Annotated in this window: 28 protein-coding genes; 25 read left to right on the top strand and 3 right to left on the bottom strand. The window is 39.8% G+C overall.

Features of this window, described 5'->3' with window-relative positions:
- The first annotated feature begins 701 nt into the window (after window positions 1-701).
- From H5S41_RS06630 to H5S41_RS06620, 3 genes are all read left to right on the top strand, one after another.
- Entirely contained in the window at window positions 702-1,883 is a 1,182-nt protein-coding gene (locus H5S41_RS06630; RefSeq protein WP_182602762.1) for a PTS sugar transporter subunit IIC, read from the top strand.
- Between the two features lie 253 nt (window positions 1,884-2,136).
- Entirely contained in the window at window positions 2,137-2,694 is a 558-nt protein-coding gene (gene efp / locus H5S41_RS06625) for an elongation factor P (RefSeq protein ID WP_003674998.1), read from the top strand.
- Window positions 2,695-2,756: 62 nt separating this feature from the next.
- Window positions 2,757-3,806: a hypothetical protein gene (locus tag H5S41_RS06620; RefSeq protein WP_182602761.1), complete on the top strand. Its 1,050-nt coding sequence runs from the start codon at window positions 2,757-2,759 to the stop codon at window positions 3,804-3,806.
- A 76-nt stretch (window positions 3,807-3,882) separates the two neighbouring features.
- On the opposite strand, the gene H5S41_RS06615 is transcribed toward H5S41_RS06620, so the two are convergent.
- Both H5S41_RS06615 and H5S41_RS06610 read right to left on the bottom strand, forming a co-directional pair.
- Entirely contained in the window at window positions 3,883-4,167 is a 285-nt protein-coding gene (locus H5S41_RS06615) for a hypothetical protein (RefSeq protein WP_182602760.1), read from the bottom strand.
- A gap of 215 nt (window positions 4,168-4,382) precedes the next feature.
- Window positions 4,383-4,913, bottom strand: coding sequence for a GNAT family N-acetyltransferase (locus H5S41_RS06610; RefSeq protein ID WP_182602759.1), 531 nt, complete (start codon window positions 4,911-4,913; stop codon window positions 4,383-4,385).
- A gap of 114 nt (window positions 4,914-5,027) precedes the next feature.
- Here H5S41_RS06610 and H5S41_RS06605 point away from each other — a divergent pair, with 114 nt between their 5' ends.
- The 16 genes from H5S41_RS06605 to H5S41_RS06530 all read left to right on the top strand — a co-directional run bounded on the left by H5S41_RS06605 (window position 5,028) and on the right by H5S41_RS06530 (window position 17,276).
- Window positions 5,028-6,029 (top strand): hypothetical protein, encoded by a 1,002-nt coding sequence (locus H5S41_RS06605; RefSeq protein WP_182602758.1) that lies wholly within the window; start codon window positions 5,028-5,030, stop codon window positions 6,027-6,029.
- 178 nt (window positions 6,030-6,207) lie between these two features.
- Complete coding sequence (locus H5S41_RS06600; RefSeq protein ID WP_220483248.1) at window positions 6,208-6,600, top strand: winged helix-turn-helix transcriptional regulator; 393 nt, start codon at window positions 6,208-6,210, stop codon at window positions 6,598-6,600.
- Window positions 6,601-6,889: 289 nt separating this feature from the next.
- Window positions 6,890-8,068, top strand: coding sequence for an ammonium transporter (locus H5S41_RS06595; RefSeq protein ID WP_231833140.1), 1,179 nt, complete (start codon window positions 6,890-6,892; stop codon window positions 8,066-8,068).
- 47 nt (window positions 8,069-8,115) lie between these two features.
- Complete coding sequence (locus H5S41_RS06590) at window positions 8,116-8,634, top strand: AmiS/UreI family transporter (protein ID WP_153709829.1); 519 nt, start codon at window positions 8,116-8,118, stop codon at window positions 8,632-8,634.
- Window positions 8,635-8,667: 33 nt separating this feature from the next.
- Window positions 8,668-8,970 carry an urease subunit gamma gene (locus H5S41_RS06585; RefSeq protein ID WP_035154116.1) on the top strand — a complete coding sequence of 101 codons (303 nt, stop codon included), beginning with the start codon at window positions 8,668-8,670 and terminating at the stop codon, window positions 8,968-8,970.
- 30 nt (window positions 8,971-9,000) lie between these two features.
- Window positions 9,001-9,375: an urease subunit beta gene (locus tag H5S41_RS06580; RefSeq protein WP_035154118.1), complete on the top strand. Its 375-nt coding sequence runs from the start codon at window positions 9,001-9,003 to the stop codon at window positions 9,373-9,375.
- 15 nt (window positions 9,376-9,390) lie between these two features.
- Entirely contained in the window at window positions 9,391-11,112 is a 1,722-nt protein-coding gene (ureC, locus tag H5S41_RS06575; RefSeq protein ID WP_153709830.1) for an urease subunit alpha, read from the top strand.
- 85 nt (window positions 11,113-11,197) lie between these two features.
- Window positions 11,198-11,647 (top strand): urease accessory protein UreE, encoded by a 450-nt coding sequence (locus tag H5S41_RS06570; RefSeq protein ID WP_153709831.1) that lies wholly within the window; start codon window positions 11,198-11,200, stop codon window positions 11,645-11,647.
- 13 nt (window positions 11,648-11,660) lie between these two features.
- A complete protein-coding gene (locus H5S41_RS06565; protein WP_153709832.1) occupies window positions 11,661-12,371 on the top strand; it encodes an urease accessory protein UreF in 711 nt (236 codons plus the stop codon).
- Between the two features lie 26 nt (window positions 12,372-12,397).
- Window positions 12,398-13,024, top strand: coding sequence for an urease accessory protein UreG (ureG, locus tag H5S41_RS06560; RefSeq protein WP_153709833.1), 627 nt, complete (start codon window positions 12,398-12,400; stop codon window positions 13,022-13,024).
- Complete coding sequence (locus H5S41_RS06555) at window positions 13,014-13,868, top strand: urease accessory protein UreD (RefSeq protein ID WP_182602756.1); 855 nt, start codon at window positions 13,014-13,016, stop codon at window positions 13,866-13,868. Before ureG ends, H5S41_RS06555 begins: the two co-directional genes overlap by 11 nt.
- Before the next feature lie 20 nt (window positions 13,869-13,888).
- Window positions 13,889-14,269, top strand: coding sequence for a fluoride efflux transporter CrcB (gene crcB, locus H5S41_RS06550; RefSeq protein ID WP_182602755.1), 381 nt, complete (start codon window positions 13,889-13,891; stop codon window positions 14,267-14,269).
- Between the two features lie 16 nt (window positions 14,270-14,285).
- Window positions 14,286-14,696 carry a fluoride efflux transporter CrcB gene (crcB, locus tag H5S41_RS06545; protein ID WP_182602754.1) on the top strand — a complete coding sequence of 137 codons (411 nt, stop codon included), beginning with the start codon at window positions 14,286-14,288 and terminating at the stop codon, window positions 14,694-14,696.
- 30 nt (window positions 14,697-14,726) lie between these two features.
- Window positions 14,727-15,740 (top strand): cobalt transporter CbiM, encoded by a 1,014-nt coding sequence (cbiM, locus tag H5S41_RS06540; protein ID WP_182602753.1) that lies wholly within the window; start codon window positions 14,727-14,729, stop codon window positions 15,738-15,740.
- Complete coding sequence (locus tag H5S41_RS06535) at window positions 15,709-16,554, top strand: energy-coupling factor transporter transmembrane component T (protein ID WP_182602752.1); 846 nt, start codon at window positions 15,709-15,711, stop codon at window positions 16,552-16,554. The genes cbiM and H5S41_RS06535 overlap by 32 nt, the downstream gene beginning before the upstream one ends.
- Window positions 16,551-17,276 carry an energy-coupling factor ABC transporter ATP-binding protein gene (locus H5S41_RS06530; RefSeq protein WP_153709837.1) on the top strand — a complete coding sequence of 242 codons (726 nt, stop codon included), beginning with the start codon at window positions 16,551-16,553 and terminating at the stop codon, window positions 17,274-17,276. Before H5S41_RS06535 ends, H5S41_RS06530 begins: the two co-directional genes overlap by 4 nt.
- A gap of 84 nt (window positions 17,277-17,360) precedes the next feature.
- Here H5S41_RS06530 and H5S41_RS06525 read toward each other — a convergent pair whose 3' ends face one another.
- A complete protein-coding gene (locus H5S41_RS06525) occupies window positions 17,361-18,071 on the bottom strand; it encodes a winged helix-turn-helix transcriptional regulator (protein ID WP_182602751.1) in 711 nt (236 codons plus the stop codon).
- 125 nt (window positions 18,072-18,196) lie between these two features.
- Between H5S41_RS06525 and H5S41_RS06520 the strand changes: the two genes are divergently transcribed.
- The 6 genes from H5S41_RS06520 to H5S41_RS06495 are packed head-to-tail and all read left to right on the top strand — an operon-like array spanning window position 18,197 to window position 23,521.
- Window positions 18,197-19,069: a phosphate ABC transporter substrate-binding protein gene (locus tag H5S41_RS06520; protein WP_182602750.1), complete on the top strand. Its 873-nt coding sequence runs from the start codon at window positions 18,197-18,199 to the stop codon at window positions 19,067-19,069.
- A 6-nt stretch (window positions 19,070-19,075) separates the two neighbouring features.
- Window positions 19,076-19,975, top strand: coding sequence for a phosphate ABC transporter permease subunit PstC (gene pstC / locus H5S41_RS06515; RefSeq protein WP_182602763.1), 900 nt, complete (start codon window positions 19,076-19,078; stop codon window positions 19,973-19,975).
- Window positions 19,975-20,856, top strand: a complete 882-nt coding sequence (gene pstA / locus H5S41_RS06510; RefSeq protein WP_182602749.1) for a phosphate ABC transporter permease PstA — start codon at window positions 19,975-19,977, stop codon at window positions 20,854-20,856. The genes pstC and pstA overlap by 1 nt, the downstream gene beginning before the upstream one ends.
- A 10-nt stretch (window positions 20,857-20,866) precedes the next feature.
- On the top strand, window positions 20,867-21,622 hold the full coding sequence (gene pstB, locus H5S41_RS06505) for a phosphate ABC transporter ATP-binding protein PstB (RefSeq protein ID WP_182602748.1): 756 nt from the start codon (window positions 20,867-20,869) through the stop codon (window positions 21,620-21,622).
- A gap of 12 nt (window positions 21,623-21,634) precedes the next feature.
- A complete protein-coding gene (gene phoU / locus H5S41_RS06500) occupies window positions 21,635-22,339 on the top strand; it encodes a phosphate signaling complex protein PhoU (protein WP_153709843.1) in 705 nt (234 codons plus the stop codon).
- Between the two features lie 15 nt (window positions 22,340-22,354).
- Window positions 22,355-23,521, top strand: a complete 1,167-nt coding sequence (locus tag H5S41_RS06495; RefSeq protein WP_231833138.1) for an ATP-binding protein — start codon at window positions 22,355-22,357, stop codon at window positions 23,519-23,521.
- Window positions 23,522-24,018 lie beyond the last annotated feature (497 nt).

The raw sequence follows: 24,018 nt of genomic DNA, 5'->3' as shown, positions 1-24,018 counted from the left end.
AAAATTAGAAAGTTTAATTAAATAGAGATTGCTTTGTAACTGTGTATTAATGAATATTCTATCTATTAGGACTAAACAACAGCGTTTCTAAAGGGTTAGAGAAACACCAAAAGAGATCTGAATGTTAAGTTAATAGTACCGGCCCATACTAACAAGTAATTTAATTATTTATAAGTAAAGGAAGAAAAGTAGCTTGTGGGGTTAAGTTAAATTAGCTGTAATTGATACTGCCGATAGGATTAACAAAACAAGATAAAAATATCTCTTAGATCGACTCCTTTCTAAATAAAAATGATAAATAAAAATACGATGAATAATAGCTGCTAGAGGATAGCTATAGGATTCAAGGCAACTGAACCAAGCGGGGGGATCAGAAAGAATAAATTCATTTCTTTTAAATAAATTTATTAAATTTTATTTATCACCCTTATATTACCTTTTTTTTTTTTTTTTTCAACACTAAGTACATAAAAATATTTATTTTTAGTAATTATACTGTGGGCTGTTGGATATAGCAGAAGTTGTTAGCTAGAACTGCAAAAAGGTAAATAAAGAATTTCATATTAGCATGGCGTTCAAATAAATTGTTAGCTTCTTCTTAATAAAATGTTTACAAAAACGCTTACTTTAACGCTGCGAAAAGCCCTAAATTTAATAAAACAAATTCTTTGGTTATAATTAAAATTTAATTAGAAATATAATTGACTTTTAATTATATCTTAGATAAACTGACAACAATCATTAATCAAAAAATAAATTATAAGGAGGCGTTAATGATGGAAAATCAAGTTAGCAGTTCTAAAGCTAATGCAACTTATCAAAATTCATCAAAAGTCAAGGAAGCGGCTTATCGAATTTTTGCGGCGGTGGCTAACGCTATTTTAGTCGTCCTAGGAGGCGGACTATTAACCCAAACAATTGGTAACTTGACGGGCATTCATGTTCTAACATTAATTGGTGGAGAAGCCCAAGCATTATTAGCGCCTGCAATTGGGGTGGCAGTTGCTTCACAAATGAACACTAATACCCTGGTAACTTTCGCATCAATGGTTGCGGCAACGGTAGGATCTAATGGGGTTCACTTTACCAATGTTGCTGTTAAGGGATTGACGGCAACTGGTCAAGCAACCGTTTCAACAGTAGGAGCACCTGTTTTTACCACTGGACAGCCGGTATCTGCAGTTCTTGCAGCGGTAGTGGCAGTTTTAGTTGGTAAATATTTAACTGGTAAAACACCATTAGATATGGTTCTGGTACCATTTGGCGCGCTAGCTGTTGGAATTGGCTTTGGACTAGTGGTTGCTGCGGTTGTTACGCCAGCACTACTTGCGGTTTCTGCGTACATTGCGCATAGTATGCAAGTTTCACCAGTTCTAGGATCAATGGTAATTTCCGTTGTGTGGGCCCTATTTCTGATGACACCAGCATCCTCTGCAGCCTTGGCCGTTGCACTGATGCTTGATCCGGTCTCCTCAGCCGCCGCTTTGATCGGTACAACTGCTCAATTTGTTGGTTTCACTGCAATGTCATTCCGCCAAAATGATCTTGGCGCAAACATCGCCCAAGGACTAGTTACGCCTAAAGTCCAATTCCCTAACCTTCTCATTAATCCTTATCTCTTGGTTCCAACGGTTGTCTCTGCAGCTGTCTGTGCACCAATTGCAACGGTTCTGTTTAATTTCCGTTCGACATCTACTTTAGGGGGATTGGGACTAAACTCCTTGATTGCACCAATCGCTTATCTTTCACGTGGCTGGGCTCAGTTCAGCACATACATGGTCTTTGGGGTCGTTGTACCTGCTATCCTATCCGTAACTCTCTATCTTGTCTTAAAACGAGCAGGTTTCATCGGTGAAAAGCAATTACATCTTGAGCTAGTTTAATAATACTGATCAAATAAAAACTGTTTGCTTATTGAAAATTACTCAGTAAGCAAACAGTTTTTTCAATTGATAAAACATGCTGAGAACCGCTATTGTCGTGGTTAATGAATGTGATACAATAGACTGTGAATGTAAATTGTGAATGATAATTATTCATAATTAATGGCGGGGAACGAAGCCATAGATTAAGGCTACTCATAAGCATCATTAATCTGTAAAAGAGTTCAGTTTTTATATGAAGGAGTTTTATACTATGATTCAAACAATTGATTTGAAAAAAGGTATGGTTTTTGAACGTGACGGTAAGTTATTAAAGGTTCTTCAAATCAACCACCACAAGCCTGGTAAGGGTAACACTTTAATGCAAATGGACATCCAAGACCTTCGCTCAGGTTCAATTGTCCACACTACAATGCGTCCATCTGAAAAGGTTGAACAAGTTAACGTTGATAAGCGTTCTGCTCAATACCTTTACGATGAAGGTGATTCAGCCGTATTTATGGACCTTGAAAGTTACGAACAATACAGCTTAAGTCATGACTTGCTTGGTGACGATAAGAACTACCTTGTTGAAAACATGAAGGTTATTTTAAACTTTGTTAACGGTGACATTATCGGTGTTGAATTACCAACTACTGTTGAATTAACTGTTGCTGAAACTGAACCAATGATTAAGGGTGCTACTATTGATGGTGGTGGTAAGCCTGCAACCATGGAAACTGGTTTGGTTGTTAACGTTCCTGCATTTATCAAGAACGGTGACAAGTTGATCATCAACACCACTGATGGCAGTTACAAGTCACGGGCTTAATTAATAAGTAGAAATGCTCTTTGTACAAGTTACAGAGGGCATTTTTTATGGGGAGAATCGGTATGGATAAGAAAATAGGATTTTTAATGGTTACCGGGCTTAGTCTGTTATTGGCTGGTTGTGGCAATCAAAATAATAGCAAAAGTGTTTCTTCATCTTCATCAAGCAGTAGTCTGTTAGTTGCTAAGAGTAATGTCAAAATTGATAGTGATAACCTAAGTCCGCAGGAAGCGGTTAGCTTGATTAGCACTTATTGCGGACTACGCTATGGCGGTAATTGGGCAGCTATGGTTAAACAAGCTCAAAAAGACGGGCTGCAGGTGAATCTTTATCCGAGTTCTAGATATCAATTGAGTGATGGCGGTCAGGGAGTAGCTTATGATGTAACAGCTGGCGGCGCGTCACAGGGATTGGTGTACACGGTTAATAATGATAATGTAAATATCTACCAAAACGTTAAGCAGAATAAGAAGAGTACGAAGCTAGCGACTGTTTCAAAGGCAGAAATGGCTGAGTATGTTAACAAAAAGGGGCAGGGGAAGCTCGTTAATGATTTAGCGGCCCAAGCCCAGGTTGTTGATAAGCGGAACGGGGATAGTAATGCCTCATCAAGTACAAGTAGTACAGGAGACGATCATAAGTATGGCCGTGCAGGAATCATTGATGTACCAAGTGAAATGCAGGGTACATGGTATTCGGCTGATAACGATTCTGATTCGACGATTGCTTTTGGCACCCATTCGCTTACATTTGCAGAAGGCAGCGATCGTGAAACAACCCAGCTTTATAAACAGGACCCGCAATTTGGCGAAGATGAGGATAATTACACAAGCGAAGATGTCCAAAACGCCACAAAGAACTGGGGAAAGGTAAGTTTTTATAATGTTAATGGTTCACGCTGGCTAAATCTCCGTGGCTGGACACAGTCGGCAGGGGATGGCTCGTCCTATACTGTAAAAACTGAAACAATTGATGGTAAGCAGGTTAAAGTTTTAGTACAAGCAGGCGGTGCTGAAAATTGGACGCAAGCGGTATATTACCAATCCAAGGATATGGCGCAACAAAACGCAGATAAGAAATTTGATGATCTTCATTATGAAGACGATGATTAGATAACAAAACTTGAGAAAACACAAAGAAAGGGCGCCATTGCTCGGTAAAGCCGAACGCTGACGCCTTTTCTGCATCTTACTTAATTGTTTGCTCCTGTTCTAGTTGTCTTTTAGAACGTAAGTCAACATAATTGTTTTTTAAGAGATCATTAGTGTGAATAACTTTGATAGGGGGAACCTTGGATTCAAATGGCTTTGCAACCGTAATCTTTGCAGGTTCGGCAGTAGCTGTATTAGCAGAAGCACGTTCGGTGGTACCAAAGATAATGAATAGACTTAGTAAAAGCGAGCTGATAATAAGGCCAGCTTTACTTAGGAAACCTTTACGTGTAGATTGCCGGGTATTTTTGCTGTTAGTCATGAGAATCCCTCCTTGTTTATTGAAGAAACTAAGCTTTTTGAGTTGTTTTCTAGAATATCATTTTCTTAGTTAGCGGGGTAGGTTATCGTTCCCGGTTAAACTAATTATTAATTCTTTTAGGATTTCCTTAAAAGAATTATCTCCAAAAATTCGCAAATAAAAAAGCTGAATTAGACCGCTTATCCTTAGTCTATTCAGCTTAAATTAAATATCTTTTATTGAATCAACCAGCCTAGTGGCCAAGAGAACCATTCAAAAATCTTGTCCACTTTACGTTGGCTGATTTTTTTATTTGTTGCTAAAACTTGAAAAGTGACTTTTTCCTCTTTGAATAGTCTTGGAGTTGGGAAAAAGCCATTGCGCTTATAGAATCTAAGCCGGCGTAATCGTTGCTGATTATTAGCGGCATGTGGATCCGGCTGCTCAATATCGAGGGCAAGCGAATCTTCAGGATAAAGGTCACGAAGCTCATCAATAATCCGTGTCCCATATCCTTGTGAACGAATCTGATCATTAACTGCAAGATATAAGATATAATGCATACCATGACTGTGGATAACGTAAGCAAAGCCGACAAACTGATCCTGGTCATAAAAAGCCATGAAATCGGCTTGGCGGTACCTGCTCTTAATGCGGAGCCACGACCATGGTTCTCGTTCATACTTCGGAAACGCGCGCATATATAGTTGTTTTACCTGTCTATATTCTTTTAAACTCAACCTCACGGGCTGTATGTCTAAATCCAAAAAATATCACTCCTTATGAATAAATATTTTACCAGAAAATAAGATAATAGACAATTTGAAATCAAACGTTTGTTCTGATATAGTGGAAAGGTATTTTTGGAAAGGAAGAAAACCATGGATAAGATTATTGCATTAACGCACCAGCAACGAACAGCCATTCTTCGCCAGTTAACAGTTGAGCAGGTAAAAGCGCTTAGTGAATTTACCCGCTACGCTATGTTATCACGTTTTCATACCCGTCATTATCTATCGCAAACAGATTGGGAATTTCAGGGGATGGTGGTCGATCCATGGTACCAGCGTTCTCATGATCATTCTGGAGAAAATCTTTATTGTGATTGCGGCCGCCGTTTAAAAAATCAGTTTATTCTCCGGTCACGGACTACGGGGCGGCAATTATCTCTTGGCATTTCACACTTTCAACAACATGCGAGTATTCCAGCAAAGGTTACTCGTGAGATCCAATCGGGAATTAATGAGATTAACCTTTATATGGATAGTATTTTATTAGCATACCGGGCTGGTCAGCGGTTTCCCCAGACAATGTTTCAGTTTGTTCTTGATCATCAAGGATTTAAAAACCACGAGGGGACGGTTTTATATCAACGCTGTAATCTATTCAGTCAGGTTGACCTTCCACTTCATCGACGTGATTATGAAGAGCTGAAAGGGTTATCTGCTAGGCTAAAAAACGGTCGGCAGCATCGGCTTACTAAAGAAGAGATCAATCAGTTACGTGCAGAGCTTGCGACTGATTGGCGCCAAATTGACCAGCAGATTACGATGTTTAATTACCTATTACGGCAAAATACGATTAGTAGTCAGGATATTCACCGGATTAAAAGTAACTCGGTGAATTATGCATTACAGAGGCGCAAGACACGCTTCTTTATTCAAAATTATAAGCAGATGTTAACTTTAACACTGACTAAGGCGCGGAACCAGTTAACAATTAAGCTGCGTCAATTATCTTTCTACCTCCAAGTATGCCAAGAATTACCTACAGCTAAGATCCAGTGCGAACAAGCCAAACAGGTAATGATTGCTCACAAGACACCCACCCCTGATTCACATTTTTATGGGATAAAAGAGGCAAAAAGTTTACTAAAAAAGTAATTTTACTAAAAATAGTTATAAGTATTTTTTTATAAAGATAATGTACTATTATCCATCTTTTGAGTTTTTATTAATGAACTGATAAATAAATTAGTGTTATTTTTTGAGCGCTTTCACTATCCATGATATAATTTATTATATAGTAATATAAATTTTTTTGTGTGGGGTGGAGCTAATAATGGATCAAGAAAATAATCAAGGAATTGCCTATTCATTAAGTTTTTTACGTGAAAATGATTATCCGCGAGCCCTATTTTGGCTTGGTGTTAAACCACTCGATTTTAAGGATCTCCAAGAATTGTTAGCAGGAATTTCTAGTAATCGCTTGATAACAATAATTGAGGACCTACAAGAAAAATATATAATTAGCCCAATTCAAGAGGCCGGCTGCTTTGTCCTAACGACTGGCGGTGAAGAGCTGGCACGGATTGTAACGGCCCTTGGTGTCTGGGGTCGTCAGCAAATGGATGAATATAATGGTGAAGATAGTGACCAAGTTGTTTTACCTGATTCATCAATGGAACAAAAAGAACTTTTAAGCTATCGAAATGTAATTGGCCGGTATGTTTGATTTATATTTTATTCTTGCTGTTAATAAAACTAAATATAATACACAGATATTTGCCTATGAAAAATATAATTTTCATGGGCTTTTTTATTCTAATTATATTTTTATGAAAATAAAAGTCTCTTTTCTTGTAATAATTAATATCAATAGTATTATAAAAAGTAAATATTAGTGAAAAGGCTTTAATAATCATTTAGCTTCTTTATGTTTATTATTGATGCTTCATTAATAAATCAATTATTAGTTAAGGGAGGAATTACATTTGCATATTAATAGTGGTGATACGGCTTTTATGATGCTTTGCACAGCTATGGTTTGTTTAATGACACCAGGTCTTGCTTTCTTCTATGGCGGATTAGCCCGGAAGAGAAGCGTCTTATATATTATGATGCAATCATTTATTTCAATGGGAATTGTAACCTTGATTTGGGTCTATGGAGGCTTTGGCTTAGCATTTGGTAAAGATGAAGGTGGCGTAATCGGGCGTATTTCTGATTACTTTGCCCTCGCTCATGTTGGCTTAGTTCCTAACGCTGTTCATGCAGCTTCAATTCCCTTTGCACTATTTTTCTTATTCCAGTTAATGTTCTGTGTAATTACTGTTCCGCTAATTAGCGGGGCATTTGCAGAACGGCTTAATATGAAGGGGTATATTTTGCTATTGATTTTATGGACATACCTCGTTTATATTCCGGTTTGTCACTGGGTATGGGGCAATGGATTCCTTGCAAAATGGGGCTTTGTTGACTTTGCTGGTGGTACTGTTATTCACACCACAGCTGGTTTTGCTGCCTTGGCAAGTATTATCGTTCTTGGAAAACGAAAGCTAAAGCAGAGCGGAATGAAGCCAAGTAATCTGATGGCAGCTGCTATTGGAACCGGTCTTCTTTGGTTCGGCTGGTTTGGCTTTAATTCAGGCGGGGCCTTAAAAGCCGGTGCATTAGCAACAAAGGCCTTTACTAATACGGCCATCGGGTTAGCAAGCGGGATGATTGTTTGGATCTTATACGCAAAGTTTGTTCGTGGCAAGTTTGACTTTATTGATGTTTTGACCGGTTCAGTAGCTGGTCTAGCAACGATTACGCCTTGTGCCGGTTATATTAATCCTGCCGCTGCGGTTCTAGTGGGCTTAGCTGCTGGTATTATTTGTAACTTAGCTGTCAGTCTCCAAGAAAAGATTGGCTGGGACGATGCGCTCGGTGTTTGGGGTGTCCACGGAATTGGTGGATTTACCGGAACAATCTTGATTGGTATCCTTGCTGATCGAACCGTTAATGGAATAGGTGCTGGCGGTCATCAATTCTTAATTCAAACTGGCGGTGTTATTTTAGTTGCCGTCTACTCATTTGTAATTACGTTTATTTTACTTAAGTTACTAGGTGCGCTTACTAACATTCGTCCAACAGATAAAGTTATTTCTGAAGGACTTGATCATACATTGTTAAATGAAACAACATACGATATTAATTAAACTTCTTGATTATCAAACTCGTCTCAACGAAAGGAGGCGAAAATGAATTGTTAGGTTGTATATTGCTTTATGTCGGCATGGTATTAATGAGCAATGGCTTTTATGCTGTTGAGGGCATAAAGGATAAATCGATTGTGGTTATGAACTTCTTTACTGGCGGACTTAGCTTAATTCTTAACGTTGTTGCTCTATCGTGGGGAATTATCAATGATAAGCCAGCAAGTTGGTTCTATGCTAGTGCCACTGGATTGCTATTCGCATTTACTTATCTCTATGTAGCATTTAACACTCTCTGTGACTTTGACCAGCGTCTGTATGGTTGGTTCAGTTTATTTGTTGCGATTAACTCAATTCCAGCCGGGATCCTTTGCTTCCAAGGTTATGGCGGCAATTGGATTTACGGCATCATCTGGTGGGCCTGGGGAATTCTTTGGTTAACGGGATTCCTAACCAACAATCTAAAAATGAATCTTGGTAAGTTCCCTGGATATTTAGGAATCATCGAAGGAATTTGTACAGCATGGATTCCGGGATTCCTAATGCTCCTAAACTACTGGCCTAACTAAAATCTATTTAGCTAGAGAAAGGAAGGATAGATAATGAGGCTCACAAAGCGTGAACAAGAAAAAATGATGATTAGCTTAGCCGGAATGATCGCAGAAAAGCGTAAGGATCGTGGCTTAAAGCTAAACCAGCCGGAAGCAGTTGCCCTAATTACCAGTCGCCTGTTGGAAGGCGCCCGTGATGGCAAAACTGTTGGTGAGTTAATGAATGAAGGTGCAACTTGGCTAACTAAGGATGATGTTATGGAAGGAATTCCAGAAATGATTCCAATGATTCAAGTTGAAGCAACATTCCCTGATGGCACCAAGCTAATCACTGTTACTGACCCAATTCGCTAATTTTTAGCATCTAAAGAAGGAGGAAACAAAATGGTTCCTGGAGAATATAAGTTACAACCAGACAAAGTACCATACAATGTTGGTTACGATGATATCTCACTCAAAGTAAAAAACGTTGGTGACCGTCCTGTCCAAGTTGGTTCAGAATACCACTTTTACGAAGCTAACGAGCAAGGTCTACAATTTGATCGTAGCCAGGCATGGGGTAAGCACCTTGACATACCAGCCGGAACTGCCATTCGGCTAGAAGCTGGTGAAGAGCGGACCGTTAAACTCATTGACTTTGGTGGAAAACGCCGGGTATTCGGCTTTAACAATAAAGTTAATGGTTGGCTTGATGTTGATAAGAAAGCTGACACATACAATGGGTACCCGCTTGAGAAGAGTTATCCCGAAGAAAAGTAAAGAGGAGGTAAAGTTATGAGTTTTGATATGGATCACGAGCAGTTTGCCTCATTTTACGGACCAACTACTGGCGATAGCGTACGACTAGGTGATACAGACTTATTTGCCAAAGTCGAAAAAGACCTAACAGTTCATGGTCAAGAAAGTTTATTCGGTGGTGGGAAAGTCCTTCGTGATGGAATGGGTGTTAGTGCCACTGAAACCCGTGCCGGAAATCCAATGGTTGCCGATACAATTATTTCTGATGCACTTATTATTGATTGGACTGGAATTTATAAGGCAGATATTGGTATTCGTGACGGTAAGATCCTTGCCATTGGTAAAGGTGGTAACCCAGATGTCATGGATAACGTTGATTTCATTGTCGGAGCAAGTACTGAAGCCATTTCTGGTGAAGGAATGATTGTTACCGCTGGTGGAATTGACCTCCACGTTCACTACATTACCCCATCCATTGCTCAAGCTGCTTTGGATAACGGTATTACAACCTTATTTGGTGGTGGTACCGGTCCTGCTAACGGTACTCGTTCCGCTACTTGTAACCCTGGAGCATGGTACACTCACCGGATGCTTCAAGCGGTTGATAACGCTCCTATTAACTATGGTTTGATGGCTAAGGGTTCCGGTTCACGTCCAGAATTGATTGGTGAACAAATCGAAGCCGGATGTGCTGCCATTAAGACCCACGAAGACTGGGGTGCTACTGCTGCCGGAATTGAAAATTCAATTGCTGCGGCTAATAAGTACGATGTTCAATACGCTGTCCACACTGACTCGCTAAACGAAGGTGGATTCGTTGAAAACACTATCAATGCCTTTAACGGCAATACAGTTCACACATTCCACACTGAAGGTGCCGGTGGTGGACACGCTCCTGACATTATGGTTGTTGCTGGTCAAGATAATGTTCTTCCATCATCAACAACCCCAACTAACCCATATTGTAAGAACACCCTTGATGAATTGTTCTACATGACAATGGTTTGCCACAACCTTAACCCTAAGATTCCTGACGACGTTGCCTTTGCTGAATCACGTATTCGGAAACAAACTGAAGCTGCCGAAGACGTGCTCCAAGATATGGGTGCCCTCAGTATGATGACTTCTGATGCGCAAGCCATGGGACGTGTTGGTGAAGTTGCTATGCGTTGTTGGCAATTAGCAAGCAAGATGAAGAAGGTTCGCGGACCGCTCGAAGGTGATTCCAAGTACGACGATAACAACCGGATCAAGCGTTACGTTGCTAAGTACACAATTAACCCAGCTATCTGTAACGGTATTTCAGATTATGTTGGTTCAATTGAAGTTGGTAAGTACGCTGACTTGAATATCTGGGATCCTAAATACTTCGGTACCAAGCCTGACATGGTTATTAAGAACGGTATGATCACATACGGTATTGCCGGTGATCCAAGCTCAAGTCTTCCAACACCAGAACCAGTTCTTGAACGTTACCTTTACGGTGCTGAAGGCCGTGCTGTTAACCACACATGTGTAACCTACGTATCTCAATATGCTTATGACCACGGTATTAAAGAACAACTTGGCTTAAACAAGACTATCCTTCCTGTTCACAATACCCGGAGCATTACTAAGGCTAACATGAAGCTTAATAATTACACGCCAAAGACAATTGAAATTGATCCACAAACATATGACGTTAAGATTGATGGCAAGCTGATCACCTGTGATGCAGCACCAACGCTACCATTAACTCAACGTTACTACCTATTCTAATCTTAAATTAGATTTACCAAGGGGATTGGGAGCCGTGCCCCAATCTCCTTTTATAAAAATTAAATAAAAAAGAGGTTTTATAGTTATGGTTTTAACAGAAGTTTATCGTAATGTAGATGATATTCCTAACATCGGCAGTTATCATATCGAGACGGCAATGGTTAAGAGCGATGATTTGATGAAGAATATTTTGCGGGTTAAGACTGACCATGGAAATGAATATGGTATCCGGCTTGATAATGAAGACCAAATTCTGGAAAATGGTTCTGCTTTTAAACTCGGCGATAAGAAGTTGCTTGTCTTAAGTGTAATCGCTGATGAAATGATTGAAATAACGCCGCGTGATATTAATGAAATGGGTCTTGTTGCCCACTTCCTTGGTAATTTGCACAAGCCAGTTCAAATTAAAGACGGAAAGATTTCATTATTGCTCGATAAAGTCGTTGTTAAGATGCTTGATAAGCATGATATTAATTACGAATTAAAGAAGGTTCAATTAGACCAACCGCTTGAATACTTAGACTTAACAAAGTAAGCAGGGATAGAAGATGGAAAATGAATTAACAAAGAAACTAAATTATCTTGAAGTTTTCCAAATTTGTGATTCAACCTTCCCAATCGGTACTTTTAACCACTCGTTCGGAATGGAAAATTATCTTCGGACAAACGTGATTAAAAAGGCTCCCGAATTTCGAATTTGGCTTGAAAACTATTACCGGTCGCAATTTCGGTTTGGTGAAGGTCTTCTCGTGAAATTATGCTATGAGGCAATTAAGCAGCATGATTTTGATAAGCTGATTGAATACGATGATCAAATTACTAAATCTACATTGGCTATTGAAACACGAAATGGTACAAAGCTGATTGCCCACCAGATGATTGTCCTTATTCAAAAGATATACGGTGACAAAGTGCCGCACTTAAAGGAATATGCACAGGCAATTGATGATGGCAAGGCCTATGGTAACCCCGCAATCGTCTTTTCAATGTTTGCTCATTATAAAGGTGTGCCATTACTTGATGCCTTCTTAATGTATGGCTATAGTGTTGCATCAACCTTAGTGTTAAACGCAGTGCGGGCAATTCCGCTTGGTCAGCGGCAGGGACAGGTTATCTTAAATGACCTCATTAAGCTGCTTAAGCCTTTATACAAACAAGTGATGAAGCTTGATGCATCTTATCTTGGTGCGAATGCTCCCGGCCTTGAAATGGCGCAAATTAATCACGAAACACAAGAATCACGGCTATTTATGTCTTAATAATTCTGGAAGGGAAGTTAAAAATTATGAAACGTGCAGTACGAATTGGTGTTGGTGGTCCTGTTGGTTCAGGAAAGACACAGTTGATTGAACGGCTTACCCGGCAAATTCATAATGACTACAATATTGGTGTTATTACCAATGATATTTATACCAAGTGGGATGCTGAATATATGGCAAAACACTCGGTACTTGATGAAGACCGGATTATTGGTGTTGAAACCGGTGGCTGCCCCCACACAGCTATTCGTGAAGATGCCTCAATGAATATGGCTGCTGTTGAAGAACTAGAGCAACGGTTCAACAACGACTTGGACTTGATCTTCATCGAAAGTGGTGGTGACAACCTAGCCGCAACGTTTAGCCCAGAACTAGTTGACTTTTCGATTTACATTATTGATGTGGCTGAAGGGGAAAAGATTCCTCGGAAGGCTGGTCAAGGAATGATTAAGTCTGACCTCTTCATCATTAATAAGACTGACTTGGCAAAGTATGTCGGTGCAGATCTTGACCGGATGAAGGCAGACTCAGAAAAATTCCGTAATGATGGAAACTTCCTCTTTACCAATTTGAAGACTGATGAAGGCCTTGATGGTGTAATTAACTGGTTGAAGAAGGACGTATTACTTGAGGACTTGGAAGATGAAAAGTAAAGATTATGATGGCATGATTGACCTGGAATTTACTCACAAGAATGGTCGTGACTTTGCTAAGCGGACCTTTCGTAAGGGAAATTCATGGTTATCATTTTGCCAACCAAACAAGGACAATATCCCATATTATTTCCTCATCACTACTGGCGGAGGATATGTAGAAGGCGAAAGTTATCATCACCAAATTACCTTAGATGATGACAGCCACGCAATCGTTACTACGCAATCGCCAACTTATGTCTATAAATGTGAGCATCAAAAGACGACCACGCAACAAGATGACTTCAAACTTGGCAAAAATGCGATTTTAGAATTTTACCAAGATGAGACAATTCCGTATAAGGATGCCCGTTACCGTCAAAAGACAACGATCGACATGCAAAAGGGTGCTAAATTAATCCTTACTGATGGTCTCTCAAAGGGCTGGTCTCCAGATGGCGCACCATTTCAATATGATGAAGTTGGCTTACAGACGAAGATCAACTATGACGGTCACCTCGTTTACAACGATTTTCTCCTTGTCGACCCAGAGACTGATCCAATGCAAGAGATCGGTTATTTTGAAGGAAAATTAAACTTCAATTCAGTAGTAATTATTGATGAAAATATTACTCAAGACACGGTTGAGGAATTACGGAAATACTTGTCCCAATTCGATGTTGATATTCACTATGGAATTTCATTGCTTGAACAGGATGGATTGGTTTTCCGTCTGTTAAGTAATAGTGCGTTTGAAAATCACAAGCTAATGTGGAAGTTCATCAGCTATTACCGTGAAAAGAAGCTCCATCTCTCCGAACTTAACTTACGGAAGAGTGAGCATCTTGAGCGAGAACAGGCATAAAAAAATGAGGAGATAAGAGAATGAATATTATTATTACTGACTTGCTTGCGGCCGGAGTAGGCGCATTCTTTGGTGGTGGATTACGTAGTCTCTTATCCGATGTATTAAACACAGATTATGACCATTACCGTTGGGGCACCATTATGGCAAACTTAATTGGTTCATTGCTGATTGGAGTTTTTGCCGGCATGGTAACAAGTGATGAATTGCGGAATACGATGAATGTGTTATTAGCAACCGGATTTTGTGGCGGATTAACGACTTTTTCTACCTTTTCCCTAGAAACATTAAAATATTTCAAATCTGGTAAGAAGCTTTTAGCGTGGACTTACTGGGTAGGAAGTGTTATTGCATGCATTTGTTGTGTGTACTTAGGATTATGGTTCCACTCATGGCTGTAGAAAGGAAGAGTGTAGAATGTCAAATGGGTTAAAATTACTCGTAATCGGTGTCGGCTGTTTCTTCGGCGGTGTTCTCCGGTATGCGTGTGAAATAGTTTCTGACTTATGGATAAAGCCGCCTTTTGCTGATCCGCTTGCTGTCTTGATTGTTAACGCAGTCGGTTGTTTCATTATTGGTTTATTTACAGCATGGTTTTTGAAAAAAATTGTCCCTAAAGACTGGCACACGATTATTACGACTGGTTTTTGTGGTGGATTAACAACTTTCTCATCTTTTGCCCAGGGTATTACCGTCTTATTTATGGATGGTCAAATTTGGGTTGGTGTTGTGTATATTCTTGCTGATATGATCTGCGGGTTATTTGCAGTATATGCAGGCCTCTTCCTCGTGCTGGGAAAAGATTATGCCAAAGAATTATTAAAGTGACGCATAGTAAATTAAAGGAGCGGGATTTTAGTGCATATTCCAGATAACTATTTGAGTCCGGGAACTTGTGCGGTAATGTTTGCAGTGGCTGCACCGGTTATCGCTGTCTCAGCTAAAAAAGTAAAGGTTCAGTTAAAAGAACATAAGGAGCTTGCACCGATGCTTGGAATTGCGGCATCATTATCTTTCTTAATGATGATGTTTAACGTGCCTGTACCGGGCGGAACTAGTGCTCACGCGGTTGGAGGTACGCTGCTTGCAATCCTGATTGGGCCATATGCGGCCAGTATTGCAGTGACAGTTGCGTTAATTCTGCAAGCGTTCCTATTTGGTGATGGCGGAATTTTAGCGTTAGGAGCTAATATTTTTAATATGGCAATTATCATGCCGTTTACTGGTTATTGGATCTATAACTTTTTGCGGAAGCACCACCATCCTAGTATTGGAACAATCGTTGGTTCCTACTGTGGAATTAACTTGGCGGCTTTGATGGCGGGACTAGAGCTAGGGATTCAGCCGCTAATTGCCCATACAGCAAGCGGCGCGCCCTTGTATAATCCATACCCGTTAGCAGTCACGATTCCCGCAATGGCCTTTGCTCACTTAGCTGTTGCTGGTTGGATTGAAGCGTTCTTTACGTACGTTGTTTATTCATTCGTCAAGCGAGTGGCACCAAATGAGATTTATCAAAATACCATGGCAAAAGATACGAAAAAGGGTTCAATTAAATACCTCATCTATGTAATTATCGGGTTAGCTGTCCTTTCACCGATCGGCCTGCTTACAACAGGAACTGCTTTTGGTGAATGGGATAATGCTGAATTATTGCAGCGATTGAAGGTTGAGCACATTTCTAGTACGGTTCCTACGGGGATGAGTCATGGATTTAACTATACTGCCTTATTTGGTGATTATACAATTCCGGGGACGTCTTTACCGATTGGCTATATTTTGAGCGCTATTACCGCAATTTTAATTTTCTTCCTAATAAGTAAGGTGCTGATGTCAATTTATGGCTCAACAAATAAAGCCGCAAATAAGTAAAAAAAACAAAGCGGTGCCAACAAAATTGCCAGTTTGGTTAATGAATTCGGAGCGGCACCAGGTACAATTAACTAAAGGCCGGTTAGTACAAGATAATTTAACAAGGTTTGCGACACTTGTTGCTTTTCTTACACGGATAACGCCGGTTTATAAGGCCAAAAATTCACCATGGGTACGAATTATTGAGCTAATTGGGTTAACGATTTTGATTGTTTTATCATCGCAGGTTATGTTTTTATGGCTAATTTTAATTCTTCTATTAACGCACCTCATTATTTTGCCGGGGTCTGTAATTATTACAATCACCAAAAAGCTGATTAAATTAATGGCAGTTTCGCTGCTTGTATTATTACCGAGTCTCTTATTGCAAGCTAATAATATTAGTTTGTTTTTGACACGAGTTGCATTAATTATGCTAAACATTTCCATATTCTTAAGTATTACTTCATGGCCCCAGTTTATTCAGGGACTAGAGCAGTTACATTTACCGAGTGTCATAATTTTAACTCTTGATATTACAATGAAATATGTTTATACTCTTGGCGTTTATATTCAGGAGTTGCTCAGCAGTATTAAGTTGCGAACGTTTGGACAGCATGTAAATCGCCGCGTTCTTGGGGTTATTATTGGTCAGGTTTACTTGTCGGCAAAAAAACGAATGGGCGACCTTTATCAGGCAATGCTATTACGAGGATATAATAATAGCAGCATTGCGAGGAGAAAACTTAGCTGGAATAAATATGACTTGATTAGTATGGGGGAATTGTTATTTGCAGTGGCGGCATACTTTGTAACACGAGGAGTGGTGGCATGATTAAAATAGCTAACGGTGCGTATACTTATGGGACACAAACCGGTTTTCACGATGTCAATATCGAGATCAATCGTGGTGATGCCGTTTGTATTATGGGCCCAAATGGTTCTGGTAAGTCGACGCTATTAAAAACGATTGTTGGATTATATAGTTTAGAAAACGGCCGGTATACTTTTGACGATTTGGTAATTGATAAGAAGTTCCTAAAAGATTCAACAAAAACGGGACCATTTTATCAAAAGTTCGGCTTTGTATTTCAGAATAGTGATATCCAACTCTTTAATACTAGTGTGACTGATGAGATAGCATTTGGCCCGGAGCATCTCGGCTTACCGCAGCATGAAATTGAGCAGCGTGTAAATGATTGTTTAAAGCTATTGAAGATTGAGCGGCTACGCGACCGTGTTCCTTATCACTTATCCGGTGGTGAGCAAAAATTAGTAGCGATTGCCAGTGTACTAACGATGAACCCGGACATTATGATTTTTGATGAGCCGTTTAATGGGTTGTCGCCCAAGTATCGGACACTGATTACGCAAATAATTAATCAATTACATCAAGCGGGCAAAACAATTATTATTTCAAGTCACCATTTTAATCAGATTAGGTCGTTGGTTGACCGTGTTTATGTATTTTCAGAGGATCATACGATTACTCGGGAAATAACAGCTGATCAGCTAGAAGAAATGCCACGATTTATCGATTATTTGGATAATTTGTAGAAAAGTAGTTTATTATAAGATGTTTAAAATTAAATAGAGAAAATAGAAGACCGAAAAGATATTTACTTTTCAGCCTTCTATTTTTTAAACAAATTTATAACCGAACCCGCGGACAGTAAGAAGATGGGTGGGATGCTGTGAATCATCCTCAAGCTTATCGCGAAGATGGCTAATGTGGATGTCAACAATTCGTGAAGTATCAAGGATATCATACCCCCATACGCCGTTAACAAGCTGGTCGCGACTTAATACTTGTCCTTGATGGTCAACTAAGTAGGACAATAGTTGGAATTCTTTTGGAGTTAAAGCAATTGTTTCGCCGTTCTTGGTAACTGTATAGGATTCTTGATTGATTTGCCACGCGCCGGCAGTCATGACTGTATCTTTCGCTGCCTTTTCCTGGTCGGCTAGTGAATGTAGTTGCGGATAGTGGTAAGTCCATAACCGCTGTTCAATTAAGGGACGGAAAATAGAAGGGATAATGGGAGTAGCAAGGACGTCATCGACACGTGCACGGTAGAGTTTACGTTGGATCCGTTCCGTAAGCCGTGGGGTAAAGATAGTAATCGGTCCTTGAACTTGGTGACGGATAAGGGTCATTGTTGCAATAGTCGTGTCCAAACTTACTTCGGTCATATCCCACCAGATACCGCTGATTTTTTCTTTTTCTAAGGCAACCACAAGACCGGTCGGCGTAGTTACTAACTCGAATTTCCAGTGGGCCTTTTTACATATGTTTTGTAGTTCTTGTACCAGAGTATCTTGCTGACTCATTAGCAAAAATTTATTGGTCATAATATTTCTCCAAAATTTACATAACCTTTACATTATAAAGATTAAAACTTTACATCGACTTGTTATTCTCTATTTGTACCATACGAGATATGCGAAAACAACTAATAAACAGGTAGGAAATAGCAATGAAAAAAATAGTTATCAGCATTGTTTTGCTTGTAATGGTGTGCTGGCTAGGCGGGTCGTGGGTCCTTGCTAGGCAGCAGCCATCACAGGAAAAAATTACAATTGTTGGGTCAACAGCTTTACAGCCTCTTGCTGAAGCAGTCGCTAATAATTATCGGATTAATCACCCGCAAACAAGTATTATTGTCCAAGTGGGCGGGTCAGGAACAGGACTTAGCCAGGTTCAAGCGGGAGCAGTGAATATTGGATCAGCTGATATCTTTGCTGACCAGCAAGATGGTATTAATGCTGGAAAGTTAAATGATAATATCGTTGCTGTTTCTGGAATTGTCCCGATTGTTAATGAACATCTTGGCGTTAAGAATTTGACAATGGACCAGTTACGACAAATTTTTACAGGTCAAATCACTAATTGGCAAGAACTTGGCGGACCGGATTTACCGATTACAGTTATCAACCGGGCACACGGAAGCGGGACCCGCGTTGCTTTTGAACAGACGGTTTTAAAACCGGGGATGCAAGCCGTTAATGCACAAGAACAAGATTCAAATGGGACGGTTAAGGAGATTATCAAGAATACGCCGGGAGCAATTAGCTATATTGCCTTTGCTTATCTTAATGACCAAGTACAGGCAATCAACCTTGATGGGGTTGCGCCAACAGCAGCGAATGTTACGACTAATAAGTGGCAATTATGGTCATATGAGCATATGTATACGCAAAAGCATCCATCGCGTGCAACAACAGAGTTTATCAAGTATATGCAAAGCGAAAAAGTTCAAAAAACACTTGTAACTGATGCTCACTATATCAGTATTCATGATATGAAAGTTGAAAAAACACCAAACGGGAAAGTAACTGAAAGGAAATAGAATATGATGGAAGACTTACGACAACGGTTGACTCAGCCCTCCGCCGAGAGTAAGCAGGAAGTTTCGGGAAAAATAATTAGCTACCTTGCAATTACCCTAATTGGGGGATTAGTCGCAACGATTTTAATCTTTCTAACCTTAAAAGGAATTGCTTTATTTACCGGCAATCACTACTCTTTATGGAACTTTTTAACGGGAGTAAACTGGCAGCCAAGTCACCATTTGTTTGGGGCATTGCCAATGATCGCAACTTCTTTTAGCGTTACCCTCTTGTCGGGAATAGTTGCACTGCCGTTAGCGCTAGTAGTCGCAATTGCAATTACTGAAATGCTGCCATCAACAGCATACAAATTCTTACAGCCAGTTATTGAATTGCTAGTTGGTATTCCGTCAGTGGTCTACGGATACGTTGGTTTGACCATCGTTGTACCTTTCTTACGACAGTCATTTGGCGGAACAGGCTTTGGTATTTTGGCAGCAACATGTGTATTGTTTCTGATGATTTTACCGACAATGACTTCAATGACAATTGACAGTTTCAAAGCTGTTCCTCAGCAGTACCGCAATGCTTCAGCCGGCTTAGGGGCAACCCGGTGGCAAACTATTTCCCGGGTAATTATTCCGAGCGCAAAAAGCGGTATTTTAACGGCGATGGTTTTTGGAATGGCTCGGGCGTTTGGCGAGGCATTAGCAGTTCAAATGGTAATCGGAAATACAACGGTGATGCCAACCGGGTTAATGCATTCAGCTGCTACCTTAACAAGTGTGTTAACAACCGGAATCGGGAATACGGTAATGGGAACAATTTCTAATAATGCGTTATGGTCCTTAGCTTTAATTCTTTTAGTAATGTCCTTAGCATTTAATCTTTTGATGCGGCTTGTTAGTCGGAAAGGGGTAAAATAATGCGTCCAGAAAAAATTGATCGGCTAGCAACTATCGTAATTCTAACTTTGACTGGATTAGTAGGGTTAGTTTTATTTGCCTTGTTAGCTTACCTATTATTATCAGGAATTCCGCATATATCTTGGCACTTCCTAACTTCAAGCGCAGAATCATTTAGAAGCGGCGGGGGAATTCGTGATCAGCTATTTAATTCGCTATACCTCGTAGTTTTAACGCTTTTAGTCTCAGTCCCATTGGCATTATGTGCAGCGATCTATCTTAGCGAATATGCGCCGGATAATCGTTGGACGAATTTTTTACGATTAGCGATTGAAGTTTTAAGCTCTTTGCCATCGGTTGTTGTTGGGCTGTTTGGCTACCTGATTTTTGTATTGCAATGGGGATTAGATTTCTCTTTACTTGCCGGAGCATTAGCATTAACAATTTTGAACCTGCCAATGCTAACGCGAGCGTGTGAAGATGCCCTTCGTCAGGTTCCTTATCTTCAGCGCCAGGCTGGATTGGGATTAGGAATGTCTAAATGGCGTGTAACGACTAAAATAGTTTTACCAGCAGCTTTACCAGGAATTATCACGGGGGCTATTCTAAGTGCCGGCCGAATCTTTGGTGAAGCAGCAGCATTGATTTACACTGCGGGACAAAGCTCACCTGCCATTAGTTATACTGACTGGAATCCGTTTAGTCCAACCAGTTTTTTGAACCCCTTACGACCGGCGGAAACACTTGCTGTTCATATTTGGAAAGTTAATAGTGAAGGACTGGTGCCAGATGCCCGTGCCGTATCAAATGGTTCGGTAGCTGTTTTGATTTTAACGATTTTGATTTTTAATTTACTTGCCAGATACATTGGTTACTTAATTAAGCGACGACTTGCAAAGTGAGGATAAGAGAATGGAAAATTCAATTGCTCTTGAAGTAAAGAACTTACAGGTACTATATGGTGACAAACACGTTGTTCACGATGTTTCGATGAAGTTCCCTAAAAATAAGATTACGGCAATGATTGGCGCGTCCGGTTCAGGGAAATCAACGTTATTGCGGAGCCTCAACCGGATGAATGATGATTTAGCAACGGTTAAAGGTGAAATTAATTTTCATAATTTGAATATTAATCAGGCAAAAGTGAATGTCTATCGTATTCGGCAGCAGATTGGGATGGTTTTTCAACAGCCGACACCTTTTCCGTTATCAATCTATGAAAACGTTATTTACGGATTACGGTTGGCGGGGGTTAAAGATCGTCAAACGCTTGACCAGCGAGTGGAAGAAAGTCTTCGCCAAGCAGCTTTATGGGAAGAGGTTAAGGATCACTTAAAAGAGAGTGCTTTGGCATTATCTGGTGGTCAGCAGCAGCGCCTTTGTATTGCGCGAACACTTGCCGTTGAACCAGAGATCATTTTAATGGATGAACCGACAAGTGCATTAGACCCGGTTTCAACTTCGCAAATCGAAGATACTTTAGTACAATTAAGAGAGAAATTTACTATTATTATGGTAACCCATAACATGCAGCAAGCATCGCGGTCGGCTGATTGGACGGCATTTATGCACCAAGGAAAATTAATTGAATTTAATCAGACGGCTGAAGTATTCATGAACCCGCAACAGCAGCAAACAGCTGATTACCTGAGCGGCAAGTTTGGCTAGGAGGTAAAGAAAATGGGAGCAATTTTTGACGACGAGTTAAAACGTTTACGCAGCCATTTTATGGAAATGGGAATTGACGCAAGCGAGCAGATCTATCAAGCAACAAAAGCGTTTACTGATCATGACGCGACCCTAGCAGATAAAGTGCTAAATGCTGATATGAAGATTAACGATGAAGAAGTTAGCTTGGAAAAGCAGGCCCTTAAACTGATGGCACTGCAAAATCCCGTTGCAACTGATTTTCGCAAAATCATTAGTATCTTAAAGGCTAGTACGGATATTGAACGTTTAGGGGACTATTCAACCCATATTGCGCGGGCAGCGATTACGTTAAGTAAGTTTGAACATCATGAAGAAATTGAACAGCCGATTGAGCAGATGATGATGATCGTCCGAAAGATGCTGGAACGAATCCTTGATGCTTATGTATATACTGATGAGCAGGTTGCTTATGAAGTTGCTAATGACGATTTGAAAGTTGATTTACTCTATGTGAAGCTTCAAAAAGAGATTATGAAGGCACTGGTTAAGGGTGGCGAAGATGTCAAGGCTTATGAAAGCTATCTTGCAGTTATCCGTAATTTAGAACGTGCGGGGGACCATATTGTTAATTTAGCCGAATGGATTATTTACAGCGGGTCTGGAAAACTAGTAGAATTAAACCCAGGGAAAGCAGATCCCACATTAGTTCGTCGTAAATTAACCAAAGACAAGTAAAAGAGGTAACTGGATTTGAGTAACGCGCAGGAGATATTCTCATTTAATGATAAGGTGAGTCGGGAAAAACAGCAGCAAATGGTAGCAAGGGTTCTTGCCCGCCATCTCTTAATTGTTGGGCAAACCGGAAGCGGTAAGACAACTACTACGCTGTCGTTATTAAATTATCTTCAGCACCGTAACCAAACGACAATCGTTTTCGATCCGACAGGCGAATATGCCCAATTACCAAATGCGATTACGTATAAACTGGGAGTTAATGCCTATCTTGAAGCAGGATCCTTATCAGCTAACGAACTTCAAGAGATTTTGCAACTAAAACCTTCGTCTGATTTTCAGGATAAATTAAATCAAGCGATTACTGCTCTTCGGATCCAGCATAACCTTGTTGAACAAGACAAAGCTTATATAAAATGCGGACAAAAAATTAAAGACTATCAGCACTATCTTGAACAATTAGGCAGCTGGGCTGTTGATTATGACCTTTCACAATTAGTTAATCAATTAATTGAAGAATTTATTATTCCATTTGCGGATGACCGGGCCGATTATCAGTTGCTGGGACAACAGTATGACCGTTTAGCTATTAACCATAATTGGGGGATGCTGACAACTCTCTGCGAGCGTATTGATAGTGAAATGTTTAAAACTGTTTTTGATACGGTTTCACATCCGGGAAGTTTTAAAACGGAACTTAGCTTTATCCTAAAAATGTTCCTAACTCAGCGTAGCACCCACCGTACCCTAGTGATTGACCTGTCACTTTTAAAAAGATACGAAGATAGTCAGCGGGCTTTAATCTCGTTTTTAATGAAAAAAATATTAAATATGCGTTTCCAATCGCCCCAACAGCTTCCAGTTAACATTGTGATTGATGAAGCCCACCGCTATTTGCCGCAAGACCAGAATAAATTACCAGATAATGGAATTTTTCAGGTCTTAAGAGAAGGAAGGAAGCTGCATTTAAAGGTGATTTTGACCACTCAATCCCCGCTTGATCTGCCCGCAAAATTGCGTTCACAGTTTAGTAACGGGATTATTCATTGTTTGATTGATGATAATGAAATAAAAAGTCTGGAAATGAATGATTTAGGTGTAAAAGGACTTAATGTCGGAGAGGCATACTTGAAGGTCAGCGACCAAACTGTTCCAGTGACGGTTACCAAGCCTAACTGGTGGTGAAATAAAAGCAATTCCAATGTCAAAGAGGCAAGGGAATTGCTTTTAAAATTAGAAAGTTTAATTAAATAGAGATTGCTTTGTAACTGTGTATTAATGAATATTCTATCTATTAGGACTAAACAACAGCGTTTCTAAAGGGTTAGAGAAACACCAAAAGAGATCTGAATGTTAAGTTAATAGTACCGGCCCATACTAACAAGTAATTTAATTATTTATAAGTAAAGGAAGAAAAGTAGCTTGTGGGGTTAAGTTAAATTAGCTGTAATTGATACTGCCGATAGGATTAACAAAACAAGATAAAAATATCTCTTAGATCGACTCCTTTCTAAATAAAAATGATAAATAAAAATACGATGAATAATAGCTGCTAGAGGATAGCTATAGGATTCAAGGCAACTGAACCAAGCGGGGGGATCAGAAAGAATAAATTCATTTCTTTTAAATAAATTTATTAAATTTTATTTATCACCCTTATATTACCTTTTTTTTTTTTTTTT

The sequence above is a fragment of the Limosilactobacillus albertensis genome (genome assembly GCF_014145555.1).
In the GTDB taxonomy this organism is placed as follows: domain Bacteria; phylum Bacillota; class Bacilli; order Lactobacillales; family Lactobacillaceae; genus Limosilactobacillus; species Limosilactobacillus albertensis.
The sequence above is the reverse complement of the archived record's forward strand: the minus strand, read 5'-3'. Positions and strand labels throughout refer to the sequence as shown.

What these genes read in the sequence shown, in the direction of transcription:
- crcB (WP_182602755.1), top strand. Translation starts at nt 13,889, where the DNA reads ATGAATATTATTATTACTGACTTGCTTGCGGCCGGAGTAGGCGCATTC.
- H5S41_RS06570 (WP_153709831.1), top strand. Translation starts at nt 11,198, where the DNA reads ATGGTTTTAACAGAAGTTTATCGTAATGTAGATGATATTCCTAACATC.
- ureC (WP_153709830.1), top strand. Translation starts at nt 9,391, where the DNA reads ATGAGTTTTGATATGGATCACGAGCAGTTTGCCTCATTTTACGGACCA.
- H5S41_RS06525 (WP_182602751.1), bottom strand. Translation starts at nt 18,071, where the DNA reads ATGACCAATAAATTTTTGCTAATGAGTCAGCAAGATACTCTGGTACAA.
- ureG (WP_153709833.1), top strand. Translation starts at nt 12,398, where the DNA reads ATGAAACGTGCAGTACGAATTGGTGTTGGTGGTCCTGTTGGTTCAGGA.
- H5S41_RS06565 (WP_153709832.1), top strand. Translation starts at nt 11,661, where the DNA reads ATGGAAAATGAATTAACAAAGAAACTAAATTATCTTGAAGTTTTCCAA.
- H5S41_RS06595 (WP_231833140.1), top strand. Translation starts at nt 6,890, where the DNA reads ATGATGCTTTGCACAGCTATGGTTTGTTTAATGACACCAGGTCTTGCT.
- H5S41_RS06605 (WP_182602758.1), top strand. Translation starts at nt 5,028, where the DNA reads ATGGATAAGATTATTGCATTAACGCACCAGCAACGAACAGCCATTCTT.
- pstB (WP_182602748.1), top strand. Translation starts at nt 20,867, where the DNA reads ATGGAAAATTCAATTGCTCTTGAAGTAAAGAACTTACAGGTACTATAT.
- phoU (WP_153709843.1), top strand. Translation starts at nt 21,635, where the DNA reads ATGGGAGCAATTTTTGACGACGAGTTAAAACGTTTACGCAGCCATTTT.
- pstA (WP_182602749.1), top strand. Translation starts at nt 19,975, where the DNA reads ATGCGTCCAGAAAAAATTGATCGGCTAGCAACTATCGTAATTCTAACT.
- H5S41_RS06555 (WP_182602756.1), top strand. Translation starts at nt 13,014, where the DNA reads ATGAAAAGTAAAGATTATGATGGCATGATTGACCTGGAATTTACTCAC.
- efp (WP_003674998.1), top strand. Translation starts at nt 2,137, where the DNA reads ATGATTCAAACAATTGATTTGAAAAAAGGTATGGTTTTTGAACGTGAC.
- H5S41_RS06535 (WP_182602752.1), top strand. Translation starts at nt 15,709, where the DNA reads ATGGCTCAACAAATAAAGCCGCAAATAAGTAAAAAAAACAAAGCGGTG.
- pstC (WP_182602763.1), top strand. Translation starts at nt 19,076, where the DNA reads ATGGAAGACTTACGACAACGGTTGACTCAGCCCTCCGCCGAGAGTAAG.
- H5S41_RS06620 (WP_182602761.1), top strand. Translation starts at nt 2,757, where the DNA reads ATGGATAAGAAAATAGGATTTTTAATGGTTACCGGGCTTAGTCTGTTA.
- H5S41_RS06580 (WP_035154118.1), top strand. Translation starts at nt 9,001, where the DNA reads ATGGTTCCTGGAGAATATAAGTTACAACCAGACAAAGTACCATACAAT.
- H5S41_RS06530 (WP_153709837.1), top strand. Translation starts at nt 16,551, where the DNA reads ATGATTAAAATAGCTAACGGTGCGTATACTTATGGGACACAAACCGGT.
- H5S41_RS06600 (WP_220483248.1), top strand. Translation starts at nt 6,208, where the DNA reads ATGGATCAAGAAAATAATCAAGGAATTGCCTATTCATTAAGTTTTTTA.
- H5S41_RS06520 (WP_182602750.1), top strand. Translation starts at nt 18,197, where the DNA reads ATGAAAAAAATAGTTATCAGCATTGTTTTGCTTGTAATGGTGTGCTGG.
- crcB (WP_182602754.1), top strand. Translation starts at nt 14,286, where the DNA reads ATGTCAAATGGGTTAAAATTACTCGTAATCGGTGTCGGCTGTTTCTTC.
- H5S41_RS06585 (WP_035154116.1), top strand. Translation starts at nt 8,668, where the DNA reads ATGAGGCTCACAAAGCGTGAACAAGAAAAAATGATGATTAGCTTAGCC.
- H5S41_RS06615 (WP_182602760.1), bottom strand. Translation starts at nt 4,167, where the DNA reads ATGACTAACAGCAAAAATACCCGGCAATCTACACGTAAAGGTTTCCTA.